The organism is Streptomyces sp. MBT65 (assembly GCF_016612545.1).
GTDB lineage: Bacteria > Actinomycetota > Actinomycetes > Streptomycetales > Streptomycetaceae > Streptomyces.
The window spans coordinates 19,758-33,805 of record NZ_JAENRY010000055.1 but is presented as its reverse complement, the minus strand read 5'-3'; the positions used below and the strand labels follow the sequence as shown (position 1 = coordinate 33,805).

Annotated in this window: 12 protein-coding genes; 6 read left to right on the top strand and 6 right to left on the bottom strand. The window is 71.6% G+C overall.

Annotated features, from left to right (window positions below; all coding sequences use genetic code 11):
- Positions 1 to 298: 298 nt before the first annotated feature.
- On the bottom strand, positions 299 to 2,110 hold the full coding sequence (locus tag JHN63_RS15010; RefSeq protein WP_200680680.1) for a phosphatidylglycerol lysyltransferase domain-containing protein: 1,812 nt from the start codon (positions 2,108 to 2,110) through the stop codon (positions 299 to 301).
- Positions 2,111 to 2,333: 223 nt separating this feature from the next.
- Here JHN63_RS15010 and JHN63_RS15005 point away from each other — a divergent pair, with 223 nt between their 5' ends.
- Complete coding sequence (locus tag JHN63_RS15005) at positions 2,334 to 3,470, top strand: esterase family protein (protein WP_200680678.1); 1,137 nt, start codon at positions 2,334 to 2,336, stop codon at positions 3,468 to 3,470.
- 88 nt (positions 3,471 to 3,558) lie between these two features.
- A complete protein-coding gene (locus JHN63_RS15000) occupies positions 3,559 to 4,911 on the top strand; it encodes a hypothetical protein (protein ID WP_200680676.1) in 1,353 nt (450 codons plus the stop codon).
- Between the two features lie 52 nt (positions 4,912 to 4,963).
- Here JHN63_RS15000 and JHN63_RS14995 read toward each other — a convergent pair whose 3' ends face one another.
- Together JHN63_RS14995 and JHN63_RS14990 are read right to left on the bottom strand one after the other, a co-directional pair.
- Positions 4,964 to 6,328, bottom strand: a complete 1,365-nt coding sequence (locus JHN63_RS14995) for a PH domain-containing protein (RefSeq protein ID WP_200680674.1) — start codon at positions 6,326 to 6,328, stop codon at positions 4,964 to 4,966.
- Positions 6,325 to 6,825, bottom strand: a complete 501-nt coding sequence (locus tag JHN63_RS14990; protein ID WP_200680664.1) for a PH domain-containing protein — start codon at positions 6,823 to 6,825, stop codon at positions 6,325 to 6,327. Before JHN63_RS14990 ends, JHN63_RS14995 begins: the two co-directional genes overlap by 4 nt.
- 31 nt (positions 6,826 to 6,856) lie before the next feature.
- Between JHN63_RS14990 and JHN63_RS14985 the strand changes: the two genes are divergently transcribed.
- Positions 6,857 to 8,008, top strand: a complete 1,152-nt coding sequence (locus JHN63_RS14985; RefSeq protein WP_200680655.1) for an NADH-quinone oxidoreductase subunit D — start codon at positions 6,857 to 6,859, stop codon at positions 8,006 to 8,008.
- Positions 8,009 to 8,021: 13 nt separating this feature from the next.
- Here the strand turns inward: JHN63_RS14985 and JHN63_RS14980 are convergent, their stop codons facing one another.
- A complete protein-coding gene (locus JHN63_RS14980; RefSeq protein WP_200680653.1) occupies positions 8,022 to 9,050 on the bottom strand; it encodes an SAM-dependent methyltransferase in 1,029 nt (342 codons plus the stop codon).
- A 118-nt stretch (positions 9,051 to 9,168) separates the two neighbouring features.
- On the opposite strand from JHN63_RS14980, the gene JHN63_RS14975 reads away from it, so the two are divergent.
- Together JHN63_RS14975 and JHN63_RS14970 are read left to right on the top strand one after the other, a co-directional pair.
- Positions 9,169 to 10,374 (top strand): sensor histidine kinase, encoded by a 1,206-nt coding sequence (locus tag JHN63_RS14975; protein ID WP_200680646.1) that lies wholly within the window; start codon positions 9,169 to 9,171, stop codon positions 10,372 to 10,374.
- 138 nt (positions 10,375 to 10,512) lie between these two features.
- Positions 10,513 to 11,184: a response regulator transcription factor gene (locus JHN63_RS14970; RefSeq protein WP_026151569.1), complete on the top strand. Its 672-nt coding sequence runs from the start codon at positions 10,513 to 10,515 to the stop codon at positions 11,182 to 11,184.
- A gap of 21 nt (positions 11,185 to 11,205) precedes the next feature.
- Here JHN63_RS14970 and JHN63_RS14965 read toward each other — a convergent pair whose 3' ends face one another.
- Entirely contained in the window at positions 11,206 to 12,318 is a 1,113-nt protein-coding gene (locus JHN63_RS14965) for a DUF5937 family protein (RefSeq protein ID WP_200680644.1), read from the bottom strand.
- Between the two features lie 98 nt (positions 12,319 to 12,416).
- Here JHN63_RS14965 and JHN63_RS14960 point away from each other — a divergent pair, with 98 nt between their 5' ends.
- Positions 12,417 to 12,632, top strand: coding sequence for a hypothetical protein (locus JHN63_RS14960; RefSeq protein WP_200680642.1), 216 nt, complete (start codon positions 12,417 to 12,419; stop codon positions 12,630 to 12,632).
- 92 nt (positions 12,633 to 12,724) lie between these two features.
- Here the strand turns inward: JHN63_RS14960 and JHN63_RS14955 are convergent, their stop codons facing one another.
- Positions 12,725 to 13,957, bottom strand: coding sequence for a low specificity L-threonine aldolase (locus JHN63_RS14955; RefSeq protein ID WP_200680640.1), 1,233 nt, complete (start codon positions 13,955 to 13,957; stop codon positions 12,725 to 12,727).
- Positions 13,958 to 14,048: the final 91 nt, after the last annotated feature.

Sequence of the window (14,048 nt, the reverse complement as noted above, 5' to 3'; positions counted from 1 at the left end):
GGCGCCTTGGGTCCGGCTCGCGGCAAGGCTCGACTGCCGCCGACGGACGGTCCAAGGCCGCGAGCCGGACCCAAGGCGCCTGGTCAGGCGGGGCAGGGGAGAGGGGGCGGCCGTCGCGCGATGGGAGGGACGCGAGGTCCTGGAGAGGGTCCCCGGCCGTGCAAGGCCGTCTGACCGCGGCCACCGGCCCCGGCGGCCCGAGCGGACTGCCCGGGCCGGCCGGAGCGACACTCCGGGGCCGGTCCGGGCGACGGCCTCCGCTCGGGGGCGGGGGCCGCGCTCGGGCCGACCCCGTCAGTCAAGCCGCCCGTACGTCCCGTTCCGCCAGGCCGTGCGCGCATGCCGGAGCCACGGCCTTGCGGCGGCGCAGGAAGCGCGGCAGCGGGAGCGCCAGGTTGACGAAGCCCTCGGCCTGCATCGCGGCGAAGCCGATGCGGGGGAGGTCGCCCGAGGCGCGGTAGACGACGAAGCGGGGTTCCCAGCGGGGCTGGAACTTCGCGTTGAACTTGTACAGGGACTCGATCTGGAACCAGCGGGACAGGAACACGAGCAGTCCGCGCCAGGCGCGCAGCACCGGGCCCGCGCCGATCTTCTCGCCCCGCGCGAGTGCCGCCCGGAACATGGCGAAGTTGAGCGACACGCGCGTGATGCCGAGCTTCGGGGCGTCCTGGAGGGAGGCGACGATGAGCAGTTCGTTCATCCCCGGGTCCGCCGAGCGGTCGCGGCGCATCAGGTCCAGCGACATGCCGTCGGTGCCCCAGGGCACGAAGTGCAGGATCGCCTTCAAGTCGCCGTACTCGCCCGGGTGTTCGTCCGTCTTGTGGGCGGTCGCGATGAAGCAGTCGCCGTCCTCGGGGTCGCCGATGCGGCCGAGTGCCATGGAGAAGCCGCGCTCGGTGTCGGTACCCCGCCAGTCCTCGGCGGCGCGCCGGATCCGCTCCAACTCGCCCTCGCCGAGGTCACGTACACGCCGTACCCGGGTTTCGTAGCCGGCCCGCTCGATGCGCTTCACCATTTGGCGTACGTTGCGCATCGCGCGCCCGGCGAGCGAGAAATCCGCCACGTCGACCACCGCCTCGTCGCCGAGTTCGAGGGCGTCGAGGCCGGTCTCGCGGGTCCACACCTCGCCGCCCGTCTCCGAGCAGCCCATGACGGCCGGCGTCCAGGAGTGGGCCTTCGCCTCGTCCATGAACCGCTCGATGGCGCCCGGCCAGGCCTCCACGTCGCCGATCGGGTCACCGCTGGCGAGCATCACCCCGGAGACGACGCGGTACGTCACCGCCGCCTTGCCGCTGGGCGAGAAGACGACGGCCTTGTCGCGGCGCAGCGCGAAGTGACCGAGCGAGTCGCGCCGGCCGTGCTTCTCCAGGAGGGCGCGCAACTGCGTCTCGTCCTCCGGGGTGAGGCGCGCGGCCGGGTGCTCGGGACGGAACGCGAGGTAGATCGTCGTCACGGCGGTGAGCAGCCCCAGGGCGCCCAGCGAGAAGGCGACCGTCCAGGAGGTGCTGCCCTCGTAGTCGACCGGTCCCTCGAAGCCGAACAGGCCGTACAGGACGTGCGTGATCCGGTCGGCCAGGCTCGGGTCGCCGACCATGCGCTTGGAGTGGACGCTGACGATCACCAGTCCGAGGACCAGTGAACCGGCGCCCATGAGCACGAAGTTGGCGAGCGCGCGCCAGCGGCTGCGCGGGTCGGGCAGCGCCCGGAACTCGTCGCGGTGCAGCAGCAGGGGTGCGAGCAGCGCGGCCGAGATGACGACTCCTATGAGGGAGTGCCGGTACGCGAACTGCGCCACCGCGCCCGCCGGCAGCAGCGCCACCGCGGCCCGCCAGGCCCGCCGCTTGCGCCGCCGGAGCCCGTGCGCGAGCAGCAGCAACAGCACGCCGGTGCTGAGCGCGAGCGCCGCCGCGAAGGGGCCGAGCGCGCCCGGCAGCACCTCGGCCATCGTGTGCATACGGCTGTGCCGGAAGCGCGGGAACACCCCCGCGGCGATGTCCAGCAGGCCGACAAGGGCGCAGGCCCTGGCGACGAGCGTGGGAACGACCTCGGGGCGCGGACCTCGGACTATGCGCCGGACCCGGCCTGAACGGCTCGGAACCCCACCCGACATTTCCCCATCTATCCTGACAGACATCGCATCCCGTAGTTCTGCGAGAGACCTTGGATCCGGGCCCGATTCGGGCATCCGGCGACATTGCGCCCTCTAGGACGGTGTCTACGGGAAGGAGGTTCCTTCCTTACCGAAAAGCCGGTTCAAAGGCCAAGGAAAGCCTGGGGCAAGCCCTCGCGAAAACGCGGGTGCCGTGGGCGGAAAGCGCAGGCGGGGACAGCCCATGGGACTCACGAGCAACAAGGTGTTGGTACTGGCGTTCGTGTGTGCCGCCCTGCTGTTCATCGGCACGGTGTGGCTGTGGCCGCGACTGGCCCGACGGAACTGGCGGGCCGTCAGCGGACGCGTCGGGCTGCTGCTGGCAACGCAGTTGGTGCTGTTCGCCTCGGTCGGCCTCGGCGCCAACCAGGCCTTCGGCTTCTACGCCAGCTGGGCCGACCTGTTCGGCCAGGAGACCGACCAGGGAGTGGTCGTCGACCACTCGGCGCTCGGGAACACGGGCGGACCGCTCCAAGTGGTCGACACCCGGCGGGTGGACGCACCGGGCGGCTCCTCACGGCCGCAACACGTGGGCCAGGTGCAGCGGGTCGACATAGTCGGCCGTACTACCCACATCGCCACCCCCGCGTACGTGTACCTGCCGCCGGAGTACTTCCAGCCGCAGAACCGCACGCGCTCGTTCCCGGCGACGGTCGTCCTCACGGGGTACCCGGGCACCGCCCAGGCGCTCGTCGACAAGCTGAACTACCCGCGCACAGCCCTGGAGTTGGCGAGGGCAGGCCGGATGCAGCCGATGATCCTGGTGATGATGCGGCCCACGGTGGCGCCGCCGCGCGACACCGAGTGCGTGGATGTCCCGGGCGGACCGCAGACCGAGTCGTTCTTCGCCAAGGATCTTCCCGACGCTGTGGTGAGCCACTACAGGGTGAGCAAAAAGCCCGGGAGCTGGGGCATCATCGGCGATTCCACGGGCGGTTACTGCGCCCTGAAACTCGCGATGCACCACCCCGGGGTGTATGTCGCGGGGGCCGGCCTGTCGCCGTACTACAAGGCGCCGAAAGACCCCACCACGGGTGACCTCTTCCAGGGCGACAGCACGCTGCGGAACGAGGCGGACCTGTCGTGGTTCATCAAGCACCGGCCCGCGCCCGACACCTCCCTGCTCGTCACCAGCAGCAGGATCGGGGAACACAACTACAACGACACCCGGAAATTCATCGACGACGTGAAGGCCAGGAACTCCACCCGTATCTCGTCGATCATCCTGGACAGCGGCGGCCACAACTTCAACACCTGGCGACGGGAGATCCCGCCGGCCCTCCAGTGGATCAGCGGGCGGCTCACCGACTGGTGGAAGTGACCGCTGAACCCAGGTGAGGGAATAGGGGTGGCTGTGTTTTTACCGCGCGGGGCACCATCATTCGCCTACGCGCGGTAAGTTTCTGGCCATGCCACGTGGACGTCACCGCCATTCCCCGCCGTTGCACCGGCTGTTGCCCCCTTCGGCGATCGCAGGCGTGTCGCTCGTCTGCGCCTTCGGGCCGTGGGTCTTCTCGCAACCGGCGGCGCTCCGCATAGTCGCGGCGATCGCCGCCGCGACCGCGCTCGTCGGCGCGGCCTTCATGCGCCGCTGGGACACTCAGGCGGGCAAACAGGTCGCCGACCTGGTACGCGCGCGTACGAGCGACGAGTGGCGCTACGAGGAGCGGCTCGCCGAACTCGAGTCCGACCTCGACGAGTCGCGCGAACTCCGCGTCAAGCTGGAGCACAAGCTGCGCGCCAAGCGCACGGAACTGGCGGGTCTGCGCAACGAACACGCGGCGCTGCTGCGCCGGTACGCCACGGCGGAGACCGAGCGCGCGAGCGCCCTGGAGGGCCGCCGCCTGCTGGAGATAGAGGCCGCGGAACCCACGCGCGCGTTGCCGGCGATCGCGGTGGACGGCGACGTCGACGCCGACGTATCGGCCGACGTGGACCTGGAGCTCCAGGACGACGATCTCGAAGCGGACGACACCGGGGCTGTGGCTGCCGCGGTCGAGTCCGAGGACGAGGACGAGACGGCGAACGGGACCGACGCCGATGCCGAGGGCGGGGTCGAGGACACGGAGTCCGAGGCGGCCGACGCCGTCGAGGCCGTCGGTGTCGCCGAGGCTGCCGAAGTCGCCGAGGTCGCCGAGGAGAAGAAGCCCGCCCAGTCCACGGTGTTCTCCCCGGAGGGTTCCAAGCTGTTCCTGCGGGCCAAGGCGGCGCTGGTCCGGCTCGACGACGACACCGAGCCCGAGTCCGGGCCCGTGGTGCCCGCGCCGAGGGACGAGGACTCCGCGCCGGCCGAGCCCGCCCCGGTGGCGGCCGACAAGGGTCCCGCCGGGTCGGAGGCCACGCAGGAGGACGAGGCGGAGGGGAAGCCCGAGGCGGTCGACGGGCACGAGCACGCGGCCGCCGTTCCCCCGGCCGCCAAGTCCGCCCCGCCCGCGCAGCCTTCCGGGCACTTCACGGTGCCGACCGCGGTGGCGGTCGTACCGGCGGCTCCCGCGCGGCGGCCGACGGTCGAGGGCGGGTTCGACTTCTTCGGTATGCAGAAGGGCGCGGCGTCCGCCGCGATGGACGCCGTACAGAACGAGGATCTCGCCGACGTCGTGGGCCAGGAGGCCCTCGCCGTGCACAAGGCCGAGGCGGAGGCGCAGTTCAAGCCGGCCGACGAGCGGTCGCGCGGGGTCGGCGCGGTCCAGGTCATCGACCTGACGGCACACGACGAGACCGAGCAGATCAACCTCCCCGGGCTGCGCAGCGCGGCTTCCTGACCGGGCGCCGGACCGGCTGTTCAGTTCACTCGGCCCACTCGGCGGTCCGGCCTCAGGCCATCCAGCGGTCCGGCCGCGCGTCCCTGCGGCCCGTCCGTGACCGCTCGGCCTGGCCGCTCAGCAGCTCCGCGGCCTCCTCCGCGCCCCGCAGACGCGCTGTGACGGTCGCATTGGCCCCAGTGTCCACGTGCACCTCCGCGAGCCCCCAGAGCCGCTCCCAGGGCCCCTGTGTGAGCCGTACGCTCTGCACCTTCGCGTGCGGCACCAGCGCCAGGCTCCGGCGGAGCAGTCCGTGCCGGGCCGCGAACACCGTGTCGGTGACCGCGAGGCCGTAGCCGCGCCACCACAGCGGCACGCACCGGCCGGCCCGGCGCGGCGGGCGGGACAGCGCCGAGCGCGGCGGCACCGTCACACCGGGCAGCACGCGGGCGACGACCGACTCGGCGATCTCGCGCGGGGCGACCGGCACCAGCACGGAGTTGGACGAACCGGCCACGTCCAGCTCGACCCGCACCCACCCGCGCCGCCGCCACAGCAGCGGCTCCACGATCCGTACGGTCTGCACCCGCCCCGGCGGCACCGTCTCGTGCGTGCGGTCCAGCAGCCCGTGGTCGATGCGCAGCCCGTCCGGGGACTCGCCCACCGTCCAGTCGTACTCGCCGACGAACCGCCCCACACTGCTCGCGCCCGCCGCGCCCAGCAGCGGCAGCGCGGTCGCGAGGACCGTCCACACGCTGTGGGTGGCGAACCACAGGAGCGGCGGTACGACGAGGGCGGCGGCCAGCGACCCCCAGGTGGCGCCGGTCAGCACCAGGGACACCGCGAGGACCCCGGCGGGCACGTGCAGCAGTTGCCGCGCGGGCGCCTCGCCGACCTCGTGCGCGGTCTCGGGCGCGAACCCGGCCGCCCGCGCGAGCAGTTCGGCCCGCAGCGCACGCGCCTCGCCCTCCCCCAGGAAGGCGAGCTCGTCCTTCTTGTCGGTCCCCACGACGTCCAGCTTCAGCTTGGCGACGCCCGCCACGCGCGCGAGGAGGGGCTGTGTGACATCGACGGCCTGGATGCGTTCCAGCCGGATGTGCGCGGTGCGCCGGAACAACAGGCCGGTACGGATGCGCAGTTCGGTGTCGGTCACCGAGAAGTGTGTGAACCACCAGGTCAGAAAGCCGTACAGGGCGGCGGCCGGGACGAACACGGCGAGCCCGACGAGCAGCGTGACCGTGGTCAGCCGGGTCAGCTGCTCCTGCGCCTGGTTGGGGTCGTGCACCGCCCACCCGATGATGACGGCGACCGGCGCCCACGCCCGGCGCAGGGGCGTCACCGGATGCAACCGCCGCTCCACGACTGGCACTTGTTCCCGTACGACCGCTACGGCCTCTACCGTCTCGGGTACGTCCTTGTCGGCGCCCGGCGTCGTCACAGCCCCGCCGATCGGGCCTCGCCCAGCTCGGTGAGCCGGTCGCGCAGCCGTTCGGCCTCGGCCGGGTCGAGCCCCGGGATGGTCGCGTCGGTCGCCGCTGCGGCCGTGTGCAACTGGACGCTCGCCAGCCCGAAGTGCCGCTCCACGGGCCCCGAGGTCACCTCCACGAGCTGCATCCGCCCGTACGGCACGATCGTCTCGTGGTGCCACAGCACGCCCTTGCTGATCAGCAGGTCGTCGGCACGCTCGGCATACCTCCAGGAGCGCCAGTTGCGGCCCAGGACCACCCAGCCCCAGGCCATGACGCCGAGCGGCAGCAGCGCGAACGCCGCCCAGGCGGGCCCCGCGAACAGGTTCAGGAGGGTGCCCAGGAGCACGGTCAGCAGGCCCAGCCACACCACCAGCAACAGGCGTCGCATCTTCAGCAGCCCTGGCGGCAGCCCGGTCCACACCGGCTCGCTCGCCGCGCCGTCCCGCGCGGCAGTCCCCGTTTCCATGCCGCAAGCGTACGTACGAGAGACTGTGTCCATGACTCCCACGACGGAGACCATGGTCGGGATCGGCGGCGCCGCGGAGAGCACCGACATGGTGCTCAACATCGGCCCCCAGCACCCCTCCACGCACGGTGTGCTGCGGCTGCGGCTCGTCCTGGACGGCGAGCGCATCCAGCACGCGGAGCCGGTGATCGGCTATATGCACCGGGGAGCCGAGAAGCTCTTCGAGGCGCGCGACTACCGCCAGATCATCATGCTCGCCAACCGCCACGACTGGCTGTCGGCGTTCTCGAACGAGCTGGGCGTCGTCCTTGCGGTGGAGCGCATGCTCGGCATGGAGGTGCCCCCGCGCGCGGTGTGGACACGCACCCTGCTCGCCGAGCTGAACCGGGTGCTCAACCACCTGATGTTCCTGGGCTCCTACCCCCTCGAACTCGGCGGCATCACCCCGGTGTTCTACGCGTTCCGGGAGCGCGAGGTCCTCCAGAACGTCATGGAGGAGGTCTCCGGCGGGCGCATGCACTACATGTTCAACCGGGTGGGCGGCCTCAAGGAGGACGTCCCGTTGGGCTGGACGGCACGCGCGCGTGAGGCCGTCGCCGCGGTGCGCTCGCGGATGGACCGCTTCGACGACCTGGTGCTCGGCAACGAGATCTTCCGGGGTCGCACACGCGGGGTGGGCGAGCTGTCTCCGGAGGCCGTGCACGCGTACGGCGTGAGTGGACCCATCGCGCGCGCCTCGGGCGTCGACTTCGACCTGCGGCGCGACGAGCCGTACCTCGCGTACGGCGAACTCCAGGACACCCTCAAGGTCGTCACGCGCCAGGAGGGCGACTGCCTCGCCCGCTTCGAGGTGCTCCTGGAGCAGACCCACAACGCGCTCGACCTCGCGGACGCCTGCCTCGACCGGCTCGCCGAGCTGGAGCCCGGGCCGATCAACCAGCGGCTCCCGAAGGTCCTCAAGGCGCCCGAGGGGCACACCTACGCGTGGACCGAGAACCCGCTCGGCATCAACGGCTACTACCTCGTCAGCAAGGGCGAGAAGACCCCGTACCGGCTGAAGCTGCGCTCGGCGTCCTACAACAACATCCAGGCGCTCGCGGTGCTGCTCCCGGGGACGCTGGTGGCGGACATGGTGGCGATCCTGGGGTCGCTGTTCTTCGTGGTCGGGGACATCGACAAGTAGGGCGCCCGGACGGTCAGTTCTGCAGCGGGTCCGGAATTCCGACCGACTGCACGAGCCAGCCGAAGTCGCCGAGTCCGCCGGTCGCCGTGAGTTCGGCTGCCTCACCGGCGCCCGCGAGGGCACGGACGTACGCCGTGGGGTCGGTGGAGGCCAGTGCGAGCGGGGGGCGCGCGCCTGTGACGCCGAGGGCGCGCAGGGCGGCGCGTTGGGTGAGCAGGCGTGCGCCGGGGAGCGCGCCCGCTGTCGAGGCCGCCGCAGAACCCGCTTGCGCGCAGGCGTCCAGGGCGACATGCGCCGTGATGTCGCACGAGCCGTCCGGTACGGGTGCCGTCTCGCGGCCCTCGCGGAAGCCGGTGAGGGTGCCGAACGGGGGGCGGGTGTCCCTGGTGTGCGCATAGTCGACGGCGACCGCGAGGCCCCGGTCGACCGCGGCGACGGCGGACGCCCAGGCGGTGTCCCTGGAGAGGCCGATCTCGGCGCGCAGCCCCTCCTCGGGCGCCTGCGGCCACCACCGCGCGAGCCACGCGGCCGCCGCGCCGGAGAGGGGCTCCCCGAGGTGCTCGGTCCCGTCCTCCCGTACGAGGACGAGTCGCGGTACGCCGGTGGGGTCCACTTCGGCGACCTCCGCGGGCACGTTGTCCAGCCACTCGTTGGCGAACAGCAGCCCGGTGACGCCCTTCGGGGGCTCGCTCAGCCACTCGATCCGGCGATCGAGCCCTTCGGGACGGCCGGCGATCTCGACGGCGTACGCACGCACGCGTGCGGCCACTTCGGCGGGCAGCGCGGCGAGCACGCCGGTGGTCAGCTCACCGCGGCCCGCGGCCAGGTCCACGAAGTCCAGCGCGGCCGGTCTGTCCAGGGCCTCGTCCACCCGGCACAGCAGCCGGGCCACGGCCCCGGCGAACAGCGTCGACGCGTGCACCGACGTACGGAAGTGTCCGGCCGGTCCCTCGGGCCCGCGGTAGAACCCCTGGGGCCCGTACAGGGCCTCCTCGGCCGCCGCCCGCCAGCCGCGCCACCGGCCCGTGGTGTCTTCCGTCACGTGGTCAGACTAAGTGCACAGGACAACGGGGCCTCCACCTTGGGGAGTACGTGGGGCGTATACGGATCGGTCCTCCGGTTGACCCCCGCACACTTCACGCGTCCCTACGCTGGGTTACGTGCAGCGCCTCTATGACTTCCTCCGCAGACACCCCACATGGGTCGACACCTTCTGGGCTGTCTTCCTGCTGGGTCTGAGTGGCGTGAGCATCGCGAGTACCAGCTATGTGTCGGGCCGGCACGGGACGGTCGCCGGGGCGGTCGCGGCGTCCGTCGTGATGTGTGTGGCGATCGCGCTGCGCCGCCGCCGGCCGGAGAAGATGCTCGTCCTGGCCGGGTTGACCGGCCTGGCGCAATTGGTCTTCGACATCGAACCCGTGGTGGCCGACTTCGCCATGCTGGTGATCGTCTACACGGTCGCCGCGACGGGTGCCCGCTGGGCCTCCCGCTTCGCGCTGGCCGCCAGTCTGACCGCGGCGACCCTGGCGCAGATCCGCTGGCCCCAGGAACACACCAGTTCCGCCGGGCTGGTCGCGCTGGCGATCTTCCAGACGGTGCCGTTCGCGCTGGCCTGGGTGCTCGGCGACTCGATGCGCACCCGGCGCGCGTACTTCGCGCAGCTCGAGGAGCGCGCCGCGCGGCTGGAGAAGGAGCGCGAGGCGCAGGCGAAGGTCGCGGTCGCCGCCGAGCGCGCCCGCATCGCACGCGAGCTGCACGACGTGGTCGCGCACAACGTGTCGGTGATGGTGGTCCAGGCCGACGGCGCCGCCTATGTCCTCGACTCCGCGCCGGACCAGGCGAAGAAGGCCCTGGAGACGATCTCCTCCACCGGCCGCCAGGCCCTCGCCGAGATGCGCCGCCTGCTGGGCGTGCTGCGCACCGGCGAGCACAAGGAGGCCGGCGAGTACGTGCCGCAGCCGGACGTCGAGCAGATCGACGACCTGGTCGAGCAGTGCCGTACGTCCGGGCTGCCCGTCGACTTCAAGGTCGAGGGCACCCCGCGCCCGCTGCCCAGCGGTGTCGAGCTGACCGCCTACCGGATCGTCCAGGAGGCGCTCACCAACACCCGCAAGCACGGCGGCCCGAACACGGGCGCCAGTGTGCGGCTGGTCTACTTCGACGACGGCCTCGGGCTGCTCGTCGAGGACGACGGCAAGGGCGCCCCGCACGAGCTGTACGAGGAAGGCGGCGCCGACGGCCAGGGGCATGGTCTGATCGGTATGCGCGAGCGGGTGGGCATGGTCGGGGGCACGCTGGACGCGGGCCCGCGGCCGGGCGGCGGCTTCCGCATCAGCGCGCTGCTGCCGCTGAAACCCGCGCACTGACCTCGCGCAGGCCGGGCAGTGACACCTGTAACGAATGAGCGGATTGTTGAACGAACTGTTGAGCCGCCTGGCCACCTGTTGAACGACCTGCTGAGCACATTGTTGAACGATCCTGTTGATGGAACGGAAGAGGACCCGATGGCGATCCGCGTGATGCTCGTCGACGACCAGGTGCTGCTGCGCACCGGGTTCCGGATGGTGCTCGCCGCCCAGCCGGACATGGAGGTCGTCGCGGAGGCGGGCGACGGCGTCGAGGCCCTTCAGGTGCTGGCCGCGACCGCGGTCGACGTTGTGCTGATGGACGTCCGTATGCCGAAGCTGGACGGGGTGGAGACCACCCGTCGCATCTGCCAGGGCGAGAACCCGCCGAAGGTGCTGATCCTGACCACCTTCGACCTCGACGAGTACGCCTTCTCCGGGCTGAAGGCCGGCGCCTCCGGCTTCATGCTCAAGGACGTGCCGCCCGGCGAGCTGCTCACCGCGATCCGCTCCGTGCACAGCGGGGACGCCGTGGTGGCGCCCTCGACGACCCGCCGCCTCCTGGACCGCTTCGCCCCGATGCTGCCCGCCACCGGCAAGGAGCCGCAGCACAAGGAGCTGGAGCGGCTCACCGAGCGCGAGCGCGAGGTCATGATCCTCGTCGCCCAGGGACTGTCCAACGGCGAGATCGCGGCCCGTCTGGTGCTGTCCGAGGCGACCGTGAAGACCCACGTGGGCCGCATCCTGACCAAGCTCGGTCTGCGGGACCGGGTGCAGGTGGTGGTCCTGGCGTACGAGACGGGGTTGGTGCGGGCCGGCGGGCACGGCTGACGACCGGCTGCCCGGGGGCGGCTATCTGAGGATGCCCTCCAGGAAGTCGCTGCCCAGGCGGGCCACCATCGTGACGTCGAGCTGGTGCAGGACGTAGCGGCCGCGGCGGCGGGTGGTGATCAGGCCGGCCTTCTTCAGGACGCCGAGGTGGCGGGATATCTCGGGGGCGGTCATGCCGTGCACCTGGGTCAGCTCGCTGGTGGTGAACGCGCTGCGGGCCAGGCTGCGGCACAGGCGCATGCGGACCGGGTGGGACAGGGCGGTCATCCGCAGGGTCAGCTGGTCCAGGGAGGTCGGTGCGGCGATCTTGGGCGTGTTGTGCACGGGGTAGTGCACGACGGGCTGCCAGCCGTACCGGTACAGGACCGTCAGATGCGGCCAGCCCAGGGCGGTGGGCACCAGGAGGAGGCCGCCGTCCTGGGTGGCCGTGCGGCCGGTGCCGAGTTTGTCGATCGTGATGAGCGTGGCGGCCTCGTCGAGGGTCACCGCGGTGGACATCGACGTCAGGGCCTCCGCCAGGCCCTTGTGGTGCAGGAGGTCCGTCTTGAGACGGGCGTCGGTGGCGAGCTGGGGGTGCATCCGGGACCAGGTCTCCGCGAAGAACGCGTCGTCACAGTCCTCCAGGAACTGCCGCAGCCAGGCCCTGGTCCGCGGCGGATCGGCCAACAGCCGCTCGGTGAACGCCAGTTGATGCGGGCCGCGCGCGGCCGCCTGCTCCAGGGCGCGCCGCCGGATCCCGGCGTCGGTGAGCGGGCCGGGTCCGCCCGTGCTGTAGGAGGTCGCACAGGTGGTGAACTCCATTGCCGCGTCCACGAACTGCTCGTCCGTCAGCTTGTCCAGCAGGTCCAGCTCCTCGGCGAGCGTGGCCCCGGGGAGCGTGCTCCGGCCCGGGATGCCCGCGTACGGCAGGAACAGGTCGGAGAACGTCGACCGCCACAGGAAGTCCGCCTCGCACATCCGGTCGGCCAGATGCGGGTCGAGCCGGGCGGTCACGCCGGTCGCCCAGCCCTGGAGGCCGGGATGGTGCCCCGGCTCGGACATCGCGTGCAGCGCCATGCACAGCTCGCCCAGGGGTGAGGGCGCGAAGGTGATCCGCTCCGGCCGCAGCCCGGTGATGTCGATGTGCACGCTCATGTCCCCAATCGTGCACCCCGCCACTGACAACGCCCCCTCGTTTGACGGCGCCCGTCAATCGACGCGACAGCCACCGGCCGGCGGCGCAGCCTGGAGACATGAGCATCACCCAGCAGTACTTCCTCGACACCTACCGCGCCCAGCGGCTCGGCGAGGCCCCGCCGCCCCCACCAGGCACCCACGACTTGCGCACCGCCCGCGAGCTCCACGGCTACTGGCAGTTCCGCACGGTCGTCGCGGAACGTCCGGCACACGGTCGGCTACGGCGGGTTCTGGGCCGGTGGCTGCACCTGAATGCGCGCTCTGCTTGCTGAGGCTTGTAGACGCGGTTACGGGGAGCCCTCGTGCGTGCCGCAGGCTGGCACTTGAGCTCACGGCCAGCCCCCCCGCATCCCGCTCGATCCCGCTACCCCGCCCCTTCCAGGCGAGCAGCCTCCTCCGTCAGTCGGACCACGAAGTCCGCGACCGCCGTCCTCACGTCCTCGGCCGTCCACTCCAGGGCGGCGGCCCGTACGTAGACCTCGGTGAACGCCAGGCCTGGGCCCTTCGCGTCCCAGGGATTGGTGAAGAGGGCGGTCTTTGTCTCCTCGGCTTGGCGGATCGCTGCCTCCATGGCGGCGTCGGGGTCGTACGGCAGCCAGACCTGGAAGTCGTTGGTGTGCGGTTGCTCGGGGTGGATGCGGGTCCATGGGACGCCGGCCGCCGCGAAGCCCTCGCGCAGTGCCTCGGCGATCACGCGCGCGTGGGCCACGTATGCGGGCAGTCGGGGCAGCTCGCGGTCCAGGCCCGCCAAGGCGGTCAGGGCGGTGGGGAATTGTTGGAGGATCATGCCCCCGTAGCGGTGTCGCCAGGTCTTCGCCTCGTCGATCAGGGTCTTCGGGCCGACGAGCGCCGCGCCGCCGATGCCTTCGAGGGACTTGTAGAACGACACGTAGACGCTGTCGGCCAGGTCGGCGATCTCGTCCAGCGGGCGGCCGAAGTGGGAGACGGACTCCCACAGGCGGGCACCGTCGAAGTGGACCACCGCGTCGCGCTCGTGCGCGGCCTCGACGAGGGCGGAGAGTTCCTCCCAGGAGGGCAGTACGAAACCGGCGTCCCGGAGGGGCAGTTCGAGCATCAGCGTCCCGAAGGGCTCGGGGAAGTCGCGCACCTCGTCGGCGGTCGGCTGCCGGGGCTCGCTCGTCACATGGACCGGGCGCAACCCGCTGACCTGGCTGAACGCGTCCCGTTCGTGCACTTCGGGGTGGGCCAGTGGATGCAGGGCGACGGTCGGGTCGCCGGTGCGGCCGGCCCAGCAGCGCAGGGCGACCTGCTGCGCCATGGTGCCCGTGGGGAAGAAGGCCGCGGCTTCCTTGCCGAGCAGTTCGGCGACCCGCTTCTCCAGGGTCTCGACGATGCCGCCGCCGTACATGTCCGACGTCTCGTCCAGGTCGTACAGCTCGGCCGCCTCCTGGACGAACGCGAGCCGTTCCCGGAGCGTGCCCAGGAAGCCGAAGCGGGCGAGGGTGCGCTCGGCGCTCCGGTTCGCGCCGATCCGCCGCTTGCGGCGCTCCAGGCGCCGTTCCTCGTCGGTCGGCGGCTCCGTTCCCTGCTCGGTCCGCTCCGTCTGGTCCTCGCCCTGTTCCGCCGTATCGCTCATGCTCCGGATGATGCCTGGCGCGGGTCCGCGACAGCACCCGGATTTCCCCAGGTTTTCCCGTACCTCGCGGCTGTGTGACAACCCACAGCCT